This is a genomic window from Saccharopolyspora rhizosphaerae (genome assembly GCF_003931915.1).
Taxonomy (GTDB): Bacteria; Actinomycetota; Actinomycetes; order Mycobacteriales; family Pseudonocardiaceae; genus Saccharopolyspora; species Saccharopolyspora rhizosphaerae.
In genome coordinates, this window is the sequence record NZ_RSAA01000015.1 from 424042 (window position 1) to 444355 (window position 20314).

The following is a 20314-nucleotide window of genomic DNA, read 5'->3' on the forward strand; positions in this document are numbered from 1 at the left end:
CGTTGCGGTGCAGGTGGGGACCCTGACGCGCCCCCGGCTGCGGGACCACCTCGTCAACACCGGTCCACCGCGCCGGAGCCGGCCCCGCGCCGGAGCGTGGTCGGCGGTGCACAGCGGCGAGGGCGGTCGACGGTAGAGACAGCGGCTCGGCCGCTTCCCGACGAACCTCGAAGGATGGAATGTGGAGATCGAACGGCACGAGTACGACGTAGTCGTGATCGGCGCCGGTGGCGCGGGTCTGCGCGCGGCGATCGAGACCAGGCAGGCGGGCTTGCGCACCGCGGTGGTGTGCAAGTCGTTGTTCGGCAAGGCGCACACCGTCATGGCCGAGGGCGGCATCGCCGCCTCGATGGGCAACGTCAACTCCCGCGACAACTGGCAGGTGCACTTCCGCGACACCATGCGCGGCGGGAAGTTCCTCAACAACTGGCGGATGGCCGAGCTGCACGCCCGCGAGGCGCCGCAGCGGGTGTGGGAGCTGGAAACGTACGGGGCGCTGTTCGACCGAACCCCGGACGGCCGGATCAGCCAGCGCAACTTCGGCGGCCACGAGTACCCGAGGCTCGCGCACGTCGGCGACCGCACCGGCCTGGAGCTCATCCGCACGCTGCAGCAGAAGGTCGTCTCGCTGCAGCAGGAGGACCACGCCGAGTTCGGCGACTACGAGGCGCGGCTCAAGGTCTTCCAGGAGTGCACGGTCACCGAGCTGCTCAAGGACGGTTCCGCGGTGTCCGGTGCCTTCGGCTACTGGCGCGAGTCCGGGCGGTTCGTGCTCTTCGACGCGCCCGCCGTCATCCTCGCCACCGGCGGCATCGGCAAGTCCTTCAAGGTCACCTCGAACTCCTGGGAGTACACCGGCGACGGGCACGCGCTGGCGCTGCGCGCCGGGGCGTCGCTGATCAACATGGAGTTCGTCCAGTTCCACCCGACCGGCATGGTGTGGCCGCCCAGCGTGAAGGGGATCCTGGTCACCGAATCGGTGCGCGGTGACGGAGGCGTGCTGCGCAACTCCGAAGGCAGCCGCTTCATGTTCGACTACATCCCCGAGGTGTTCAAGGACAACTACGCCGACAACGAGGCCGAAGCCGACCGCTGGTACGACAACCCGGAGGACAACCGCAGGCCGCCGGAACTCCTGCCGCGCGACGAGGTCGCCCGCGCCATCAACAACGAGGTCAAGGAGGGCCGCGGTTCCCCGCACGGCGGCGTCTTCCTCGACGTGGCAACGCGGTTGCCCGCCGAGACCATCGTCAAGCGGCTGCCGTCGATGCACCACCAGTTCAAGGAACTGGCCGATGTGGACATCACCGCCGAGTCCATGGAGGTCGGACCGACCTGCCACTACGTGATGGGTGGCGTCGAGGTCGACCCGGACACGGCGGCGTCGCGGGTGCCCGGGCTCTTCGCCGCGGGCGAGGTCGCGGGCGGCATGCACGGCTCGAACCGGCTCGGCGGGAACTCGCTGTCGGACCTGCTCGTCTTCGGCCGCCGCGCGGGAACGGGCGCGGCCGACTACGTGCGAGGCCTGCCCGGCCGGCCGTCGATCACGCAGTCCGATGTGGACGCGGCCGCGCAGCGGGCCGCCGACCCGTTCAACCCGGTGGAGGGCAAGAGCGAGAACCCCTACGCGCTGCACTCCGAACTGCAGCAGGCGATGAACGACCTGGTCGGCATCATCCGGCGCGGCGAGGAGATGCGCCAAGCCCTGGACCGGTTGCGCGAGCTCGTCGCGCGGGCCGAACACCTCGAGGTCGAGGGGAACCGGCAGTTCAACCCCGGCTGGCACCTGGCGATCGACCTGCGCAACATGCTGCTGGTCAGCGAGTGCGTCGCCCGCGCCGCCCTGCTGCGCACCGAGAGCCGCGGTGGGCACACCCGCGACGACCACCCGGCGATGGACGCCCAGTGGCGCCGGAAGCTGCTGGTGTGCCAACAGTCCGGTGACGGGATCGAGGTCACCGAGCAGCCGCAGGTGCCGATGCGCCCCGACCTGCTGGAGCTGTTCAAGCAGGAGGAGCTGCGCAAGTACTACACCGAGGAAGAACTCGCGGACGTTCTGGCGAAGGAGCTGTGATGGGGTACCAGGCGCACTTCCGGGTGTGGCGCGGCGCGGAGGAAGGCGAGCTGCGGGACTACACCGTGGAGGTCAACGAAGGCGAGGTCGTCCTCGACATCATCCACCGCCTGCAGGCCACCCAGGCCCCCGACATGGCGGTCCGCTGGAACTGCAAGGCGGGCAAGTGCGGTTCCTGCTCGGCCGAGGTCAACGGGCGGCCGCGGCTGATGTGCATGACCCGGATGTCCACCTTCACCGAGGACGAGACCATCACGGTCACCCCGATGCGAACGTTCCCGATGGTCAAGGACCTGGTCACCGACGTCTCGTACAACTACGCCAAGGCCCGCGAGGTGCCGGCGTTCACGCCACCCGCCGGCCTCGAACCGGGCGAGTACCGGATGCAGCAGGTCGACGTGCAGCGCTCGCAGGAGTTCCGCAAGTGCATCGAGTGCTTCCTGTGCCAGAACACCTGCCACGTCATCCGCGACCACGAGGAGAACAAGCAGGCGTTCTCCGGGCCCCGCCTGCTGATGCGCGTCGCCGAGCTGGATATGCACCCGCTGGACGAGGCAGAGGGACGCCCGGAGCAGTCCAGGGGTGACCACGGCCTCGGGATGTGCAACATCACCAAGTGCTGCTCCGAGGTCTGCCCGGAGAACATCCACATCACCGACAACGCGCTCATCCCGCTCAAGGAGCGGGTGGCCGACCGCCGCTACGACCCGATCCTGCGCCTGTTCCGGAAGAAACAGGACTGAACCGAGCGACCCCGCGACGGCCCACCGGTTGCGCACCGGTGGGCCGTCGTGCGTCGGGAGGCCCGCTGCGCGACCGGTCTTCGCGCCTGGGCACGAGTTCTCGCGCGCACGCGGTTCACGACGTGATTCCCCGTTGTTCCCGTTCAAAAACGCATCCTTCATGTGGGGTTACGCACAATTAAACGATTTCCGCGCGCTGGGAATTGTGTGAATTATTCAACACGGTTCGACCTCTCGCGCTCGGGCGGGAGTGGAATCGCAGATCACAACGGTCATCTCCCGTATTCCTGGCCCATCGTGGAGCGCCTCGACAAGCATGGCGTCTTCTTGCCATTGCTGTCGTGGGGCCGGGGTCGCCGGTACGTTCCACGGTGAACGGAGTCGATTCAGGTGGACACCACCAGACCAGTCGCGGGGACCGCGTCGTGGTCGGCCGGACGGTGGTGGGGACCCGTACCCCGACGAGGGCCCCACGCTCCGCCGAATGGCCTCCCACCTTGCGAAACCCCGCCCCGTCGCCCCGCTGGCGACGGGGGTCCGGCGGCCGGACGTCGCGAAACCCCGAGGCGGCGTCCGGCCGCCACCGGCCGAAGCAGACCACAGGAGACCTCGGTCAACGCCGACCGCTGGAAATGACAATTCCCAACGGTTTCCAGGTGCGCGGGGAATCCGTGCGGATTCATCGCGCGCCTTGACTCACTGGCGCTGACTGCCAGAGGAAGTGCGGCGGACGTGCAGCAGATTCTCGTGGCTTTCGACGGATTCGTTCCGGTAGTGACGACACTGCTCCTGATCGCGGTCGCTGTCGGATTCGGATCAGGAGTGCTCCGCGGTTGTTCCACGGAGCCGTTCGTGATGCGTGAACCGCTGATCGACGGAGCGCTGGCCTACTCGGTCCTCGTCGTGGGCTACCTGGTCTTCACGCCGCAAGTGCCGACGCTGGAGCCGTTCCGGCCTGACTTCGGCAACGACGTCTCGCAGGCGCTGGCCGCCGCCCCGGGCGACTCGTACCCGTGGCTCCAGCTCGCCGGGAACCTCGTGCTGCTGCTGCCCCTGAGCGTGCTGGTGCCGCAACGGCTCCTGTGGTTCGACAACGTCGCGAAGATCGCGCTCGGCGGCCTGGCGTGCTCGGCCTGCGTAGAAGCCATCCAGTTCGTGGCGATCAGCGGCCGGGTCTGCTCCACCGACGACATCGTCTGCAACACCGTCGGCGCGACCCTCGGCGGAATGCTGGTGCGGCTCCCGTACTGGATCAGTCCCGCCGGCCGCCCGCAGCACCGCACCAGCGGCGAGGGCGATCCGACGGTGTGGCTGCTCATCGCCCGCATCGAGCACGAGCGCCAGTGCTACCAGGCGGCGGCCCAGAGCCGCCGCAGCTTGCCGCGCCGCCGCCCGTCGCTGCCGCAGGAGCCGGTGCTCACCAAGCGCCCGGCCCTCGCCGGGCAGGAGGTGCTCCACCAGGTGCCCAGCGTTCCGTGCCAGCAGGCGGCGCAGCGGCCACCTCTCGTCGGCCAGCAGCGCTCCGGCTGAAGCCCCGGTGGTCGGGTCCTTCCCGTGCGCTCCCGACCACCGGCCCTCCTCCCCCGGCACGCGAACACCGCCGCGCCTCGGCCATCTGCACGGCGTCGATGAGCGGGCCGACCTGGACTCCACCGGAGACACCGCTGTCGGCCGGACACCCAGGGCGAACCTCCAGGGGCTGCGAGGGAATGTCGCGGGACCGCTGCCCAGGCCCCGCGCCGCGGGAGGTGCCGTCGAACTTCGCGCGAAGTTCGACGGGGGAGGGGCTCGACTCAGACGACGTGGTGCCGCTGAAGACCTCCAGCGGCAGCCGTCGAGGGCGCTGGGACGCGAGAGTGTCGGGCCGCCAACGCCGGTGCATCGGCCAGGCATCAGGCGTGGCGCGCGGATCCGCGGCGGTGACGCAGGTCCGGCTGCCCGCGCTGCTGAGCGAGGTGTCCGTCGAACTCAGGAGTTGAGCTTCTGGTTGCGTTCGCTCATGGAGCGGCCGAGGGATCGGACCTCCTGCTCGAGCTGGGGGATGAGCTTGATCAGCTGCGGGCGCATGAAGTGCTCCACCAGTGCCGAGCCCGGCAGGTTGCGTAGCCAGTGCATCAGCATGACCCCGCGCGGGACGTAGACGCGGCGCTTGCGCCGCTCGACGGCGTCGGCGAACGCCCGGGCGCACGCGTCCGGCGTGGTGATGGCGCGCATCGGCCACGGCAGGCGCTTGCGCATCTCGGTGAAGGTGGTGAGGTCGCCGGCGACCTCACGCACCAGGTCGGTGTCGATCCACGACGGGTGCGCCGACCCCACCGACACGCCGAGGTGCAGCACCTCCATCCGCAGCGCGGAGGCCAACGCCTCGGAGGCGGCCTTGCTCGCGGTGTAGGCGGCCATCCCGCCGATCGGCGCGAACGCCGACAGCGAGGACACCACCAGCAGGTAGCCCTTCGTCTCGGCCAGCTGCGGCAGCACGGCGCGGGCGGTGTGGAACACGCCGTTGACGTTGACGTCGATGGTCTTGAGGAAGCCGCGCGGGTCGCTCTCGCGGACGCTGCCCAGCGGGGCGATGCCGGCGTTGGCGATCGCGGCGTCGATCCGGCCGAACTTCTCGACCGCCGCGTCCACGGCCGTCTGCAGCGAGTCGGGGGCGGTGACGTCCGCCTCGGCCCAGAAGTGACCCTCGCCGAGCTCGGCGGTGACCTTGGCCAGCTCCTCGGGCTCCAGGCCCACCAGGGCGAGCTTGGCGCCGCGTCGGGCCAGCTCGCGTGCGGTCTCGGCGCCGATCCCCCTGGCGGCGCCCGTGATCAGGACGACCTTGCCGGACACGTTCGGCATCTGCTCTCCCTCGAGTCAACCCGCTATCTACTCCGCAGTAGCCTACTCCCGGTAGGTTGTCCCGGGAAGACCAAGAAGAAGGCACCCACGACCGGAGTCGCGGGTGCCTTCTGCGCGAGTGGACCTAGCTGTGAGCGCAGCCGCGCGGTGGGGACCACCTCGCCAACGGCTCGGCCCAGGAAGCCGAGATCAGGAGGTCGAGTTGAGCTTCGCGGTGATCTCCTGCTGCTCGTTGGCGATCTCGCCGGCGAGCTCCTTGAGCTGGGCATCGCTCTGGGCCGAGCGGGCCAGGTTGGCGGCCTCGTCGACCAGGGCCAGCACCTTCTGCTTCCACTGGGCGTCGAAGGCCGGGCCGCTCAGGGCCGACAGCGAGGCGTCGGCGGGCTCGGACTGCGCGGCGCCGCCACCGGCGTGCTGCTGCAGCTCCGAGATCTGCTCGGTCGCCGACTGCTGGAGCTCCGAGGCGACCTCCTTGGCCTGCGGGCTGGTGGCCTTGGTGGTGGCGAGCTGGGCCAGCGACAGCACCTGCTGGCGGTTGCTCAGCAGCTGAGCGGCCGGGCCGCTCGCGCCGTGCTCGCCGGACGAGGCCTGACCGGCCATCTTCGGCGCGTCCGCGGGCGGGGTGCCCGGGGCCGGCGGCTGGTCGCTGTCGTACTCGGCCGGTGTGCAGCCCGCGAGTGCGATACCGCCGACCAGCACAGCGCCGATGATCGTGCTCTTCCGCACGTGCTTCCCCTCCAGGATCTGGTGGACGTCGTCCCAGGGCTGCCCGGTGCGAACGCAAGGTGGGCTGCCGGACCTGTTGCCACGTAGGTTATCTGCCCGCCTCGTGCGCAGTGCGGCCGACGTCTTCCCGGCTGCGCTGTGTTCGATGGATCTCACCGGGCGTGACTGCGCAGGCCCGGATGAATAGGGTGACTACGGCCCGGCCGAACTACGGCCGGAGGCCAGGACTAGTATCCGCTGTCGGCGGCATTGCGACCGGCTCGTCGTGCAGGGTTCCTGCGGGGGCGTCGCAAGCTGTCCCCGGCCCACCCGGGTCGGGGCGGATCCGTCCGGGTCCGAGAAGGCTTCAAGGGAGTGCAGGAGGCACCGTGACGGCCGTCGCGCCACAGCCGATCGCCACGCGCCCCTATCCGGTGCGCAAAACGGTCAAGGGGTCGTTCCTGGCGCGGATGTTCCGCACCACGGACCACAAGCAAATCGGCATCCTCTACCTGGTCAGCTCGATCGCGTTCTTCTTGATCGGCGGTCTGATGGCAATGCTGATCCGCGGTGAGCTGGCCGTTCCGGGACTTCAGTTCCTGTCGCAGGAGCAGTACAACCAGCTGTTCACGATGCACGGCACGATCATGCTGCTGCTCTACGCGACCCCGATCCTGTTCGGCTTCGCGAACTACATCCTTCCGCTGCAGATCGGCTCGCCCGACGTCGCGTTCCCGCGGTTGAACGCCTTCGGGTACTGGCTCTACGCCTTCGGCGGCCTCATGGTCGTCAGCGGCTTCCTGCTGCCGGGCGGTGCCGCCGACTTCGGCTGGTTCGCCTACACCCCGCTGTCGGACGCCCTGCACTCGCCGGGCCACGGCGCGGACCTGTGGATCGCCGGTCTGGCCGTTTCCGGTCTGGGCACGATCCTCGGTGCGGTCAACATGCTGACCACCGTGATCTGCCTGCGCGCGCCGGGCATGACGATGTTCCGCCTGCCGATCTTCACCTGGAACATCATGATCACCAGCGTGCTGATCCTGATGGCGTTCCCGATCCTGACCGCCGCGCTGCTCGGCCTGATGGCCGACCGGCACCTGGGTGCCCACGTCTTCGACCCGGCCAACGGCGGCGTCATCCTGTGGCAGCACCTGTTCTGGTTCTTCGGCCACCCCGAGGTCTACATCGTCGCGCTGCCGTTCTTCGGCATCGTCTCGGAGATCTTCCCGGTCTTCAGCCGCAAGCCGCTGTTCGGCTACTCCGGCCTGGTCTACGCGACCATCGGCATCGCCGCGCTGTCCGTCGTCGTGTGGGCGCACCACATGTACGCCACCGGCGCCGTGCTGCTTCCCTTCTTCGCGTTCACCACGTTCCTGATCGCCGTTCCGACCGGTGTGAAGTTCTTCAACTGGATCGGCACGATGTGGAAGGGGCAGCTGACCTTCGAGTCGCCGATGATCTTCAGCGTCGGCTTCCTGGTCACCTTCCTCTTCGGTGGTCTCACCGGCGTCCTGCTGGCCATGCCGCCGGTCGACTTCCACGTGTCCGACACCTACTTCGTGGTCGCGCACTTCCACTACGTCCTCTACGGCACGATCGTGTTCGCCACCTTCGCCGGCATCTACTTCTGGTTCCCGAAGATGACGGGCCGGATGATGGACGAGCGGCTGGGCAAGCTGCACTTCTGGCTGACCTTCATCGGCTTCCACGGCACGTTCCTGGTGCAGCACTGGCTGGGCAACGAGGGCATGCCGCGCCGGTACGCCGACTACCTGGAGTCCGACGGGTTCACCGCGCTGAACACCGTTTCCACGGTCGGCGCGTTCATCCTCGGCGCCTCGATGCTCCCGTTCATCTACAACGTGTTCAAGAGCTACCGGTACGGCGAGGTCGCCGAGGTCGACGACCCGTGGGGCTACGGCAACTCGCTGGAGTGGGCGACCTCCTGCCCGCCGCCGCGGCACAACTTCACCGAACTGCCGCGGATCCGCTCCGAGCGGCCGGCGTTCGAGCTGCACTACCCGCACATCTCCGAGCGGATGCGGCTCGAGGCGCACCTGTCGCTGACCGGCAAGACCTTGGCGCACAAGCACGAGGGCGGCGAAGGCGAAGGTGGCGTCGCCACCCTGCAGCCGCCCAAGACCAAGGAGGAGTCGGCTCGGGACGACACCACCGACAAGTGACCTCGTCGATAGCCCCGAACGGCACGGTTGTGCCAGGGTAGGGCTAGCTCGACGGCGAGCCCCGGCGGGCCTGGTGCCTGCCGGGGCTCGTTGCGTTCACAGGAGGTGAGGACATGGCGGACGTCGTGGCCTCCGCGCAGCGGGGACCGGGCCGGCGGCTCAGCCGCGCCCGCTCCGCACGCCTCCTGAGCCCACCTTTCTCGTCTAGAGAGGAACCACCGCAGTCGTGAGCTCGCATGCGACCACCGTGCTGATCACCGTGACCGGCAAGGACAAACCCGGCGTCACGTCGGTGCTCTTCGCCGCGCTGACCCGCCACGGCGTCGACATCGTCGACGTCGAACAGGTGGTGATCCGCGGCCGCCTCGTGCTGGGCGTGCTGGTGTCCACCGAGATCGATCCCGAGAAGCTGCAGGAGGCCGTCGAACAGGCGATGGCCACGGTCGGCATGACCGTCGACGTCGAGATCGGCGCCGAGGACGGTGACGCCGCCAAGCTCGGGTCCACGCACGCAGTGGTGGTGCTGGGCCAGCCGGTGACCGCTCGCGCGTTCAGCGACGTCTCCCGGGCGCTGGCGGAGATCGACATCAACATCGACTCGATCCGCCGCGTGGCCGACTACCCGGTCACGGGCCTGGAGCTGCAGGTCACGGCGCCGAGCGCGGTGGACGACGAGCAGCTGACCGAAGCGATGGCGGCCTTGGGCGCCAGCACCGGTGTCGACCTGGCCGTGGAGCGCACGGGTCTGTCCCGCCGTGCCAAGCGGCTGGTGGTCTTCGACGTCGACTCGACGCTGATCCAGGGCGAGGTCATCGAGATGCTGGCCCGCCGCGCGGGCTGCGAGGACCAGGTCCGCGAGGTCACCGAGCGCGCGATGCGCGGCGAACTGGACTTCGCCGAGTCGCTGCGCCAGCGGGTCGCGGTCCTCGAAGGCCTGCCCGCCACCGTCCTCGACGAGGTCGCCGGGGAGCTGGAGCTCACGCCGGGCGCGCGCACCACCATCCGCACGCTGCGCAGGCTGGGCTTCCACACCGGTGTCGTCTCCGGTGGTTTCACGCAGATCATCGACCACCTCGTGGACGAGCTGGGGCTGGACTTCAGCGCCGCCAACGAGCTGGAGATCGTCGACGGCAAGTTGACCGGCCGCGTCATCGGCGAGATCGTCGACCGGCCGGGCAAGGCCAAGGCGCTCCGGCGCTTCGCCGAGTCCTTCGGCGTCCCGTCGGCCCAGTGCGTGGCCGTCGGCGATGGCGCCAACGACATCGACATGCTCACCGCCGCGGGACTGGGCGTGGCGTTCAACGCCAAGCCCGCGCTGCGCGAGGTCGCCGACACCGCGCTGTCCTACCCGTTCCTGGACACCGTGCTGTTCGTGCTCGGCGTGACGCGCGCCGAGATCGAGGCGGCCGACGCCGAGGACGGTGTGCTGCGGCGGGTGCCACTCGAGCAGTGAGCGCGGAACACCTCTGGCGTGGCGGGAGTTGAGCAGGACGTGTTGCCCCTCAACGTGCTCGACCCGCTCGTCTCCCGCTACGCCCAGTGGCTCTCGCTGGTCAGCGAGGCCACGGCCGACACCTCGGACGAGGACCCTGACGACGTCGTGCTGATGCCGGTGGTGCTGCGCATCGAGCGCCGCGAACCACCGGCCCGCACGGCGCTGTTGGAGGCGGCGGCCGCCGCAGCGCTCGCGGTCTGCCTCGACGAGCGCTGCGCTCCCGGCGGCGAGTGGCACGAGGCGATGCACGGCTGGATCTCCGGCCGCATCCGCAAGGTCACCCGCCGCGCCCGCGGCGCGCACTGGGAAGCGGTCCAGTCGCTGCCCGGCATCACCGTGGAGGTCGACGGCGCCGAGGTCCGCGCGCTGCTGCCGATGCGGGTCGCCGACATGCCCAAGGAGCTCAGCCGCCTGCAGATCTCCGGCAGCGACCTCGAACCCGACTCGCCCGGCCCGGCCGCCGACGGCGTCCCCGTCCTGTGGCTCCACCCCGACGTCCCCATGAGCGCGGGCAAAGCCGCGGCTCAGGTCGGGCACGCCTCGATGCTCCTCGCGGCCCAGCTGCACGGCGACGGCTCGGGCGAGGAGCTGGAACGCTGGGCGGCCGAGGGCTACCGCTGCGCGGTCCGCCAGGCATCGGCCGAGACCTGGAGCGACCTCCACCCCGGCACCGACCCGGAGACGGCTTGGCGCAAGGACCGCGTCGCCGTCGTCCGCGACGCCGGCTTCACCGAGGTGGACCCGGGCACGGTCACAGTGCTAGCCCAGTGGCCCACGGGGTGATCAGCAGAGCAGATCCCCTGCTGCGCCTCTTCCCGGCGCGGGCTTCAGAGCTGACCGGCTCCCGACTACCAAGAGCTGACCGGCTCCCGACTACCAAGAGCTGACCGGCTCCGTCGCCCCCCTCCTAGCTCCCGCGGCCCCCGCGAGCCGAGTCCCCCCTTCGAGACTTCGCGCGAGGTTCGAGGGGGAACGGAACTTCGGTGGTCGAACTTCGCGCGAAGTTCGAACAGCAGCCCTCTGGCCCGGCTCAACACGCGGGAGATCACGAAGCGCCCGCGTGCGTCGGGCCGAGACCACGACCTCGCCGCGGCGAGGCGTGCCTCGTGTCGGGTCTCGCAGGCGAAGCGTGGCGAGCCCTCCGTGCACCAGCGCCTGGTCAGGCCCAGCACCGGAGGTCAGGAAGGACCTTCGCGTGTCAGGGCCGAGGCAACCACGTCCCCCTCGCGGGGCGGGGTGCACCTTCTCCGTTCGACTCTCGTGCGAAATTCGAGGGGGAACTTCGGCACTCGAATATCGCGCGAAGTGGGAACAGCAACCCTCTGACCAGGTCCCACACGCGGAAGGTCACGAAGCGCTCGTGCGCGTCGGGCCGAGACGCCACCTCGTCGCGACGAGACGGAACGCACCCCGTCAGATCCCGCATGGGAAAAAGGGGCGACAAGCCCCGGAGAACCAACGCTCTGACCAGACCAGACACGTCTGAGCTCTGGCTGTGCCCTGGCGGGTCAGAGGCTCAGCGAGCCACGACCGCCTCGCGCCGAGTCTGCTCCGTTCGAACGTCGCGCGAGATCGTGAGCGGGACCACCTTGGTGGGGTGTGGGGGTTCCGGGAAGCGGGACCGCTTTGGGCAGGGTGAAGCGCTGCGGAGGGTTAGTCGTCGCCGAGGCCTCGGGCTGCTAGGGCGTCGCCGAGGTCGTCGGCGTGGCGGAGGGTGCGGACGAGGAAGGGGATCGCGAAGGCCGGGAGGGAGCGGTCGGCGCCCCTCGCCCGCTGCGCCTCCCGAACCTGGCCGGCGATCGTGGAGAGCGCTGCGATGGCCTGGATGGTGAGACCCACCAGCAGGCCGATCCGCTCCGGGCGCAGGCCGAACCGGGCGAGCGGGGTCGCGGCCCGCTCCACCGAGGTGACGAGGTCGTCGACCCTGGTGACCAGGGTGAACAGGTTCGCGGCGGCCAGCGTCGCCAGCAGCCGGAGGCTGATCGTCTCGGCACGCGGCAGGTCGAGCATCCACCACTGCAGCGCGAACACGACCGCCACCAGGGGCACCAGCAGCCGGGCGATCTGCCACACGCGGCGGAACGGGATCCGGGCGAGCGCGTAGCCCGCGACCGCCGCGAGCACGCACGCCGCCAGCGCGGCCGGAGCGCTGAGCACGAAGGTGACGATCGCGAAGGCGAGCAGCGCCAGCAGCTTCCAGCCCGCGCCGAGGCGGTGCAGCGGGCTGGTTCCCGGCTCGTGGAGTCCCAGCGGGTTCACCCGACCAGCTCCCGGTAGAAGCCGACCGCGGCCTCCGGGACGTCGTCGGCGACGACGCGGCCCTGGTCGAGGACGATGACGCGGTCGAACCCGCTGAGCAGGTCGAGGTCGTGGGTGACCAGCACGACCTGCTGCTGCAGGCCGGACAGCACCTCGGCGAAGTGCCGCTTGTTGCGCAGGTCCAGCAGGGTCGTGGGCTCGTCGCAGACGAGGACGTCCGGCTCCAGCACCAGCATCGAGCACAGCGCGAGCAGCTGCTTCTGCCCGCCCGAGAGCTGGTGCGCGGGGTGCTCGGCGTAGCCCTCCAGGCCGTGCTGGGCCAGCACCTCGGCCGCGCGGCGCTGCCGCTCGGCCTTCGACAGGCCCTGCTTGCGCAGCGAGAACGCCACGTCCTCGCCGGCGGTGGGCATGACGATCTGGCTGTCGGGGTGGGTGAAGACGAAACCGACACGACGCCGGACCTCGCGGCCTTCGCGAGCCACGTCGAGCCCGTCGACCAGCACACGGCCCCGGCTCGGCCGCACCAGGCCGTTGACCATGCGGGCCAGCGTCGACTTGCCGGAGCCGTTGGCCCCGACGAACGCCACCCGCTGCTCGGGGAGCCGCAGGTCCACGCCGTCCAGCACGGTGCGTTCGTCGTAGCTGTGCCCGACGCCTTCGAACTCGATCAACCCACTCGCTCCCACATCGTCGCCACGCCGAGCCCGCCGCCGGAGGACAGCGCCGCCATGCCGAGGAGCGGCCCGTCCTGCCGGACCATCCGGCTGAACAGCCGCACCACCAGCACCGCTCCCGACGCGCCCCACGGGTGCCCGAGGGCGATCGCCCCGCCGTCCGGCTCGGCGAGCTCCTCGTCGAGACCGGCCGCGTCCAGGCACGCCAGGGTCTGCCCGGCGAACGCCTCGTTGAACTCCACGACCTCCGGCGCGTGCTGCGCGCACAGCGCGCGCATCGCCGGGACCGCGCCCAGCCCGAGCCGGTTCGGATCCACGCCCGAGGTCCGCGCGCCGACGAGCCGCAGTCCGGGCACGCCCAGTTCCGCGCGCCGCTCCTCGCTGGTGATGAGCACGGCAGCGGCACCGTCGCTGATGCCGCAGGAGTTCGCCGCGGTCGCGGTGCCGCCGGCGGAGAAGGCCGGGCGGAACCGGGCCAGGCGCTCCGGCGTGAAACCTCGGCGCGGGCGTTCGTCCCTGGTCGCCGAGCCTATCGGCACCAGTTCGGCGTCGAAGCGGCCCGCCTCGTGGGCGGCGACGGCGCGGGCGTGGCTGCGGGCGGCGAAGGCGTCCTGGCGTTCCCGGCCGATGCCGGCTTCCGCGGCGACCAGGTCTGCGGCCGGGCCCATCTCCGGGTCACCGATCTCCGGAGGAGCGAACGGGGCGCGCTGGTAGAAGCGCGGCGGCTCGGCCGCGGTGCGCGGACGCCACGCGCGCCACGGCGCGGTCGACGGGCTCTCCACGCCTCCGGCCAGGAAGAACTCGCGGTCGGTGACCATCGAAGCGGCCGTGGTGATCGCCGACAGCCCGCTGGCGCACTGCCGGTCGAGGGTCATTCCCGGGGTCGTCTCGCCGAGTCCGGCGCGCAGCGCGGCCACCCGGGCCGGGTTGCCGCCCGGGCCGAGGACGTTGCCCAGCAGCACCTCGTCGACCTCCTCGACGCCGGCATCGTCCAGGACGGCGCGCAGCACGGGAGCGGCGAGCCGGTCGGCGTCGACGGCGCGGAGGACTCCGCCGGCCTCGCCGATGGGCGTGCGGCGGGCTGCGATGACCACCGGCGTCACAGCGGGTCTCCGCTGCTCAGCCGGTCGGCGATCACCGCGCGGGCTGATTTGCCGGAGGAGGTGCGGGGCAGCACGTCGACGACGAGCCAGCGGTGCGGGCGTTCGGCCGGGTGCAGACGCTCGCGCGCCCGGGCGCGCAGCTCCGGCAGCGGCGCGTCGCCCTCGACGACTGCGGTGACCAGGGAACCGAAGCGGGGGTGCGGGGTGGCGGCGACGACCACGTCCAGCACGCCGTCGACCTCGCGCAGCACCGATTCGACGGTCTCCGCCGCGACCAGCCGGGCGCCGGTGTCGATCACCGCACCCTCCCGGCCCAGCACCTCCAGGGACCCGTCGGGGTGCTGGACCGCCCGGTCGCCGGTCTCCTCGGGTGCACCCGGGACGAACTCACCGCGTTGCAGTCGGCCGTCGCAGGTGAGGTCGGAGCGGACCAGCAGGCGGCCGTCGGTGACCTCGACGTCGACCACCGGCAGCAGACGTGCGTCGTGGCGGACGGCGATGAGCGAGTGCTCGGCCGAACCGTAGTACTCGACCAGCCGGCAGTCCGGCAGCACCGCGGCCAGGCGCTCGCGCAGCACCGGGTCGACCTTCGCGCCGCCGCAGACCACCAGCCGCAGCGCGCAGTCGGCGCGCAGCAGCGGGTCGTGCTCCAGCACGGCCAGCAGGGCCGACAGCTGGGCGGGGACCATGTGGACCGCGGTCGCCTCGCGCGCCGCCTCGGCGGCCCGCTGCGCCGACCAGCGGCCGAGGAGCACCACGTCCGCGCCGGTGTGCAGGGCGTGCAGCGCGCCGAACAGGAACAGCGACGAGCTCAGCGGCCCCGGGATGAGCACCCGGTCGCGGGCGTCCAGCGGCACGCCGAGCGCCGCGAAGCTGCGCAGCCACGAGCCCCGCGAGCGCACCAGCACCGTCGGCCGGCCGGTGCTGCCCGAGGTCGTGGGCAGGGAAAACCACGTCGACTCGTCGCCCACCGGGACCTCGGTGCCCAGGTCCTCGCCCGGGGGTGCGTCGACGTCGAGGAGCACGTCGGGGCGGGCGTCCTCCAGCACCACCTCGACGTCCGGCCAGGACGGGTCGACCAGCAGCGAAGCGCATCCGGCCAGGTCAGCACCGAGGAAGTGGACCAGTCGAGCCGTTTCGTCGGTCCCCGAGATTGCGACCCGCGCCCCTGCGGGCAGCCGCCGGGCCACCCGGCGCGCGGCCGCCGCCAGCTCCGGGCAGGTCAGCTCACCGACGCCGGAGGTGGGTTCGCGTCCGAGGATCGGCAGCACGTCAGCTCTCGGCGGGTTGCCTCGTGGCGCCGGTCAGCGTGTGCGGGACCGCGCGGTGCACGGCCACGGCGATCAGCGAGACCGCCACCAGCTTCACCGCGTCGCCCGGCAGGAACACCAGGGACTGCACCGCCGCGGACGGCAGGTCGCCGATCATCACGCCCCAGAACGGGATGCCGACCAGGTAGTCGGCGGCGACACCGGCGGCGGTGGCGGTCAGCAGCACGCCGATGCCCGGCTTGGCCGAGCGCTGCACGATCAAGCCCACCACCAGCGCGGACAGGATCCAGCCCAGCAGGAAACCGCCGCTGGGCCCGAGGAACGGGGCGATGCCGCCGCGCCCGCCGGACAGCAGCGGCAGGCCGATCGCCGTCAGCGCCACGAACAGCAGCACCGAGGCGGTGCCGCGCCGGGCTCCGAGGATGCTGCCCGCCAGCAGCGGACCTGCGTTCTGCAGCACGACCGGGACGGCCGCCCCGGCGAGGTAGAAGCCGGGGAAGATCCCCAGCACGGCGATGAAGGCGGCGAACACCACGGTGCGCGCCAGGTGCGCGGCCGGCGAGGACGGGCGTTCGGACACGGCGGCACTCCCACGTTCGAGGTCGGGACCGGATGAACTTACCTGCGCAGGCCAGCGCGGTGTGAGCGGATGTGGGCAGCACAACCTCAGCCGGCGGTGAGGCGCTTCAGCGCGCCCCGGACCACGTCGGGGTCCTGCGTGGTCCAGAACGGAGGCAGCGACGCCCGCAGGAAACCGCCGTAGCGGGCGGTGGCGAGCCTCGGGTCCAGCACCGCGATCACGCCCCGGTCGTTCTGCGACCGCAGCAGCCGTCCCGCACCCTGCGCGAGCAGCAGCGCGGCGTGCGTGCCGGCGACGGTGAGGAACCCGTTGCCGCCGCTCTCGGAGATCCGCTGCTGCCGGGCCGAGGCCAGCGGGTCGTCGGGGCGCGGGAACGGGATCCGGTCCATGATCACCAGCTGCAGCGAGTCGCCCGGCACGTCCACGCCCTGCCACAACGACAGGGTCCCGAACAGCGAGGTCGCCGGGTCCTCGGCGAAGCGCTTGACCAGCAGCGCCGTGGTGTCGTCGCCCTGGCACAGCACCGGGGTGGACAGCCGCTTGCGCAGCTCCTCACCGGCCTGCTCGGCGGCCCGGCGGGACGAGAACAGCCCCAGCGTGCGACCGCCCGCGGCCTGGACCAGCTCGGTGATCTCGTCCAGGACCTTCGGCGGCAGACCGTCGCGGCCGGGCGGGGGCAGGTGGCGGGCGACGTAGAGGATGCCGCTGCGCTGGTGCTCGAACGGCGAACCGACGTCGAGCCCGGTCCACTTGAGCGTCCCGCCGTCGGACGGCGCCCCCTTCGCGGTGGCCATCCCCTGGACCTGCTCGACCTGCTGCTGCGGCGGCAGGCCCCACTGGTGGGCCAGCGTGTCGAACGAGCCGCCCAGCGACAGCGTGGCCGAGGTCAGCACCGTCGTGCGCTGGCCGAACAGCCGGTCGCGCAGCAGGCCGCCGACGCCGATCGGTGCCACCCGCACCGCCTTCGGGCGGTTCGGCTCGGCGGCCACCCACACGACGTCGTGCTGCTTGGCGTCGTCGAAGGCCTCCAGCAGCCGGACCGCTGTGTCGTGGACGTCCTCGGTGAGCGCGTGGGCGAGCTTGCGGGCCGTGCTGCCCTCGACGTCCTCCTTGCGCTCCGGGCCCAGCGCCGAGATGCAGGCCCAGGCCGCGTCGCGGACCACCGTCAACGCGCCGCCGAGCGCTTCGGGCAGCTCTTCGAGCCGGCCCGGGGCGGCGTCCTCGAGGACCAGTTCCAGGCCTTCGGCGGCTTCGTCGAGGCGGTCGGCGGTCTCCTCGTCGACCGCCCGGCCGCAGCGCCGCGCGGCCAGCTTGACCGAGCCCGCGGTGAGTTCGCCGGTGGCGGCCGAGGTGACCCGGTCGACGAGGTCGTGGGCCTCGTCGACCAGCACCACGTCGTGCTCGGGCAGCACCGGCCGGTCGTCGAGGGCGTCGATGGCCAGCAGGGCGTGGTTGGTGACCACGATGTCGGCGCGTCCGGCCGTGGCGCGGGCGCGCTCGGCGAAGCAGTCGGTGCCCACCGGGCAGCGGTGCACGCCCAGGCACTCCTTCGCCGTGACCGACAGCTGCCGCCACGCCTGGTCGGTCACGCCCGGTACCAGTTCGTCGCGGTCGCCGGTCTCGGTCTCGGTGGCCCACTCCTGCACCCGCTGCACCTGGCGTTCCAGCGCGGAGGCGGCGAAGGCGTCGAACAGCGCGTCCTCGTCCGGTTCGGACGGTGCGTTGCCCTGGACCCGGTTCAGGCAGAGGTAGTTGCGGCGTCCTTTGAGGATCGCGAAAGTCGGCTTGCGACCCAGGGTTCCGGCGAGCGCGTCGGACAGCCGCGGCAGGTCCCGGTCCACCAGCTGGCGCTGCAGCGCGATCGTCGCGGTGGAGACGACCACGGTCGTGCCGTCGGCGACGGCGTGCCGGATCGCCGGGACCAGGTACGCCAGCGATTTGCCGGTGCCCGTCCCGGCCTGCACGGCGAGGTGCTCGCCGGTGGTGATGGTGTGCTCCACGGCCTCGGCCATCCGGGCCTGGCCCTCGCGCGGCACCCCGCCGACCGCCGCCACGGCCACCTCCATCAGCGTGGCGAGGTCGGGGATGTCCTTCCGCGCTCTGCCCAACGCCGGCGCCTGCTCGGCGCCCCAGGCGGCGCGCTCCAGGTCAGCGGCGATCTCCGGCGGGAGGTCGTCGTCGTCATCGGTGTCGAACGCGACCGGGTCGGACCATCGCGGGACAGAGGTGGGCACGCGGCGAATCTACCGCTCGCCTCCGACACCTCCGCCTCCCGCCGCCGGGCGCGCCGGGCTCGCGCGGCAGGTCCCCCACCCGGGGCCGGGAACCCTGCCGCGCGGTGGTCAGGAGAGCACGACGGGTTCACCGAGGAGGGTGACCCCCGCTGCGTTGAGCTCGTCGAGGGCCTGGTCGACGGTCGTGCGCGACACGCCGGCGGTGAGCGGGAGGCGGACCGTGGTCTCCAGCCCGGCCTTCGCGGCGTCGAGGGCGGTGGCGCGCACGCAGTGGTCGGTGGCGATGCCCACGAGGTCGACCGCGCGCACGTTCCGATCCCGCAGCCAGCTCCCGAGGTCGACGCCTGCGCGGTCCACGCCCTCGAAGCTCGAGTAGCCGTCGTTGTACTGGCCCGCGGAGAACACCGCCATGATCGGCGTGATGTCCAGGTCCGGGTGGAACCCCGCACCCGCCGTGCCCGCCACGCAGTGCCTCGGCCAGGAGCGCACGAAGTCCGGTTCGTCGCTGAAGTGGGCGCCCGGATCGATGTGGTAATCGCGGGTGGCCACGACGTGGTCGTAGGTGGAGTCGGCCAGGTACTCCGAGATCGCCGTGACGACCCCGTTGGCCCCGGGAACGGCGAGCGCCCCGCCCTCGCAGAAGTCGTTCTGCACGTCGACGATGATCAGCGCCTTGCTCATCACGCCTCACCTCCACCAGAGGGTTCGGCCCGATTCTTCCGCAGGTTCAGGTTCCCAGGAAGACCGTGGGGATCGCCGGTTCTCCCTGCGAGAGCTTCAAGCCTTCCCACGGAAGGGTCACCAGCGCCCGGCGCAGCCGTTCGCGGTCCTGCTCCAGCGTCGGCAGGTCGTCGACCCGCTTGCCGTCCCGGATCAGCGGGATCTGCAGCGGCCGGTCGTTCGGGCCGAGGTCGGGCTCGGCGCCGACCGCGTGGACGACCTCCTCCACGGCGGTGCCGGTCTCCTTGCACCGGCGGACCGCGGCCTTGCGGCCCCCGCGCGACTCCTTGTGCGAGCTGCGCTTGGCGACCGGCCGGCCCTCGACCTCCACCAGCTTGTAGACCATCTCCGCCGTGGGCGCGCCTGAACCGGTGACCAGCGACGTCCCGACGCCGTAGCCGTCGACGGGTTCGGCGCGCAGCGAGGCGATGGCGTACTCGTCGAGGTCGCCGGAGACGACCACGCGGGTGCCGGTGGCGCCCAGCCTGTCGAGCTGTTCGCGGGCCTGGCGGGCCAGCACGCCGACGTCACCGGAGTCGATGCGCACCGCGCCCAGCCCGGCCCCCGCGGCCTGCACGGCGAGGTCGATGCCCCGGGTGATGTCGTAGGTGTCGACCAGCAGCGTGGTCCCGGTGCCCAGCGCGGCGATCTGCGACTCGAACGCCGAGGCCTCCGAGTCGTGCAGCAGGGTGAAGGCGTGCGCGGCGGTGCCGGTGGTGGGGATGCCGTAGCGGCGCCCGGCTTCCAGGTTCGAGGTGGCGGTGAACCCGGCCAGGTAGGCGATGCGGGCGGCGGCGACGGCCGACTCCTCGTGGGTGCGGCGCGAACCCATCTCTATGATCCGGCGGCCGTTGGCGGCCGAGACCATGCGGGCGGCCGCGGCGGCGATGGCGCTGTCGTGGTTGAGGATCGACAGCACCACGGTCTCGAGCAGGATCGCCTCGGCGAAGGTGGCGCGCACGGTCAGCAACGGCGAGCCGGGGAAGAACAGCTCCCCTTCCGGGTAGCCGTCGATCTGCCCGCTGAAGCGGTAGTCGCGCAACCACTCCAGGGTCCTGTCGTCCACGACCTGGTGCTCGGCGAGCTGGGCGAGCTCGGCTTCGCCGAACCGGAAGTTCTCCACCGCGTCCAGCACGCGGCCGATGCCACCGGTGACGCCGTAGCGGCGGCCGTGCGGCAGCCGCCGCGTGAACACCTCGAACGCGCACTCGCGGTGTGCTGTTCCGTCACGCAGTGCGCTGGCCAACATCGTCAGCTCGTAGTGGTCGGTCAGCAGCGCTGTGCTAGAGCTCATGGGCAGAGATTACGTGGTGCCTGTGGGGGAACCAGCGTCCTCCCTGGCGCGCCACGACCACGCCCGTGCGCCGGAACCTCCGGTGTTCCCGAGCGTTGTTCGGAATTGCTCGTGCGGTGGGCACACCTGTTATGGGGT

Annotated in this window: 16 protein-coding genes; 6 read left to right on the forward strand and 10 right to left on the reverse strand. The window is 71.3% G+C overall.

What is annotated here, in order from left to right:
* Nucleotides 1-181 precede the first annotated feature (181 nt).
* The 3 genes from EIL87_RS16885 to EIL87_RS16895 all read left to right on the forward strand — a co-directional run bounded on the left by EIL87_RS16885 (nt 182) and on the right by EIL87_RS16895 (nt 4347).
* Entirely contained in the window at nt 182-2074 is a 1893-nt protein-coding gene (locus EIL87_RS16885) for a fumarate reductase/succinate dehydrogenase flavoprotein subunit (RefSeq protein WP_125091479.1), read from the forward strand.
* Nucleotides 2074-2817 carry a succinate dehydrogenase/fumarate reductase iron-sulfur subunit gene (locus EIL87_RS16890; protein ID WP_125091480.1) on the forward strand — a complete coding sequence of 248 codons (744 nt, stop codon included), beginning with the start codon at nt 2074-2076 and terminating at the stop codon, nt 2815-2817. The genes EIL87_RS16885 and EIL87_RS16890 overlap by 1 nt, the downstream gene beginning before the upstream one ends.
* 855 nt (nt 2818-3672) lie before the next feature.
* Nucleotides 3673-4347 carry a VanZ family protein gene (locus EIL87_RS16895; RefSeq protein ID WP_233576314.1) on the forward strand — a complete coding sequence of 225 codons (675 nt, stop codon included), beginning with the start codon at nt 3673-3675 and terminating at the stop codon, nt 4345-4347.
* 438 nt (nt 4348-4785) lie between these two features.
* Here the strand turns inward: EIL87_RS16895 and EIL87_RS16900 are convergent, their stop codons facing one another.
* Together EIL87_RS16900 and EIL87_RS16905 are read right to left on the reverse strand one after the other, a co-directional pair.
* Nucleotides 4786-5658, reverse strand: a complete 873-nt coding sequence (locus EIL87_RS16900; RefSeq protein ID WP_125091482.1) for an SDR family oxidoreductase — start codon at nt 5656-5658, stop codon at nt 4786-4788.
* Between the two features lie 189 nt (nt 5659-5847).
* On the reverse strand, nt 5848-6384 hold the full coding sequence (locus tag EIL87_RS16905; RefSeq protein ID WP_125091483.1) for a DUF305 domain-containing protein: 537 nt from the start codon (nt 6382-6384) through the stop codon (nt 5848-5850).
* A 368-nt stretch (nt 6385-6752) separates the two neighbouring features.
* Here EIL87_RS16905 and ctaD point away from each other — a divergent pair, with 368 nt between their 5' ends.
* The 3 genes from ctaD to EIL87_RS16920 all read left to right on the forward strand — a co-directional run bounded on the left by ctaD (nt 6753) and on the right by EIL87_RS16920 (nt 10824).
* Nucleotides 6753-8546 (forward strand): aa3-type cytochrome oxidase subunit I, encoded by a 1794-nt coding sequence (gene ctaD, locus EIL87_RS16910; RefSeq protein ID WP_233576315.1) that lies wholly within the window; start codon nt 6753-6755, stop codon nt 8544-8546.
* A 226-nt stretch (nt 8547-8772) separates the two neighbouring features.
* Nucleotides 8773-9999, forward strand: a complete 1227-nt coding sequence (gene serB / locus EIL87_RS16915) for a phosphoserine phosphatase SerB (protein ID WP_125091484.1) — start codon at nt 8773-8775, stop codon at nt 9997-9999.
* Nucleotides 10000-10038: 39 nt separating this feature from the next.
* Nucleotides 10039-10824 (forward strand): peptidyl-tRNA hydrolase, encoded by a 786-nt coding sequence (locus EIL87_RS16920; RefSeq protein ID WP_125091613.1) that lies wholly within the window; start codon nt 10039-10041, stop codon nt 10822-10824.
* 870 nt (nt 10825-11694) lie between these two features.
* Here EIL87_RS16920 and EIL87_RS16925 read toward each other — a convergent pair.
* The 8 genes from EIL87_RS16925 to EIL87_RS16960 form a co-directional block, all read right to left on the reverse strand.
* Nucleotides 11695-12300: an energy-coupling factor transporter transmembrane component T family protein gene (locus EIL87_RS16925; RefSeq protein ID WP_125091485.1), complete on the reverse strand. Its 606-nt coding sequence runs from the start codon at nt 12298-12300 to the stop codon at nt 11695-11697.
* Nucleotides 12297-12971 carry an energy-coupling factor ABC transporter ATP-binding protein gene (locus EIL87_RS16930; protein ID WP_125091486.1) on the reverse strand — a complete coding sequence of 225 codons (675 nt, stop codon included), beginning with the start codon at nt 12969-12971 and terminating at the stop codon, nt 12297-12299. Before EIL87_RS16930 ends, EIL87_RS16925 begins: the two co-directional genes overlap by 4 nt.
* Complete coding sequence (locus tag EIL87_RS16935; RefSeq protein ID WP_199740468.1) at nt 12968-14068, reverse strand: thiolase family protein; 1101 nt, start codon at nt 14066-14068, stop codon at nt 12968-12970. The genes EIL87_RS16930 and EIL87_RS16935 overlap by 4 nt, the downstream gene beginning before the upstream one ends.
* A gap of 5 nt (nt 14069-14073) precedes the next feature.
* Nucleotides 14074-15348: an AMP-binding protein gene (locus tag EIL87_RS16940; protein WP_233576316.1), complete on the reverse strand. Its 1275-nt coding sequence runs from the start codon at nt 15346-15348 to the stop codon at nt 14074-14076.
* 1 nt (nt 15349) lies between these two features.
* A complete protein-coding gene (locus EIL87_RS16945; protein WP_125091488.1) occupies nt 15350-15928 on the reverse strand; it encodes a biotin transporter BioY in 579 nt (192 codons plus the stop codon).
* Nucleotides 15929-16014: 86 nt separating this feature from the next.
* Nucleotides 16015-17994 carry an ATP-dependent DNA helicase gene (locus EIL87_RS16950; protein WP_125091615.1) on the reverse strand — a complete coding sequence of 660 codons (1980 nt, stop codon included), beginning with the start codon at nt 17992-17994 and terminating at the stop codon, nt 16015-16017.
* 276 nt (nt 17995-18270) lie between these two features.
* Nucleotides 18271-18843, reverse strand: a complete 573-nt coding sequence (locus tag EIL87_RS16955) for a nicotinamidase (protein ID WP_125091489.1) — start codon at nt 18841-18843, stop codon at nt 18271-18273.
* A gap of 46 nt (nt 18844-18889) precedes the next feature.
* Complete coding sequence (locus tag EIL87_RS16960; protein ID WP_125091490.1) at nt 18890-20176, reverse strand: nicotinate phosphoribosyltransferase; 1287 nt, start codon at nt 20174-20176, stop codon at nt 18890-18892.
* Nucleotides 20177-20314 lie beyond the last annotated feature (138 nt).

Coding starts and splice junctions, on each gene's coding strand:
- EIL87_RS16895 (WP_233576314.1), top strand. CDS start 3,673: ATGCGTGAACCGCTGATCGACGGAGCGCTGGCCTACTCGGTCCTCGTC.
- EIL87_RS16900 (WP_125091482.1), bottom strand. CDS start 5,658: ATGCCGAACGTGTCCGGCAAGGTCGTCCTGATCACGGGCGCCGCCAGG.
- EIL87_RS16890 (WP_125091480.1), top strand. CDS start 2,074: ATGGGGTACCAGGCGCACTTCCGGGTGTGGCGCGGCGCGGAGGAAGGC.
- EIL87_RS16950 (WP_125091615.1), bottom strand. CDS start 17,994: ATGGAGGTGGCCGTGGCGGCGGTCGGCGGGGTGCCGCGCGAGGGCCAG.
- EIL87_RS16960 (WP_125091490.1), bottom strand. CDS start 20,176: ATGAGCTCTAGCACAGCGCTGCTGACCGACCACTACGAGCTGACGATG.
- EIL87_RS16955 (WP_125091489.1), bottom strand. CDS start 18,843: ATGAGCAAGGCGCTGATCATCGTCGACGTGCAGAACGACTTCTGCGAG.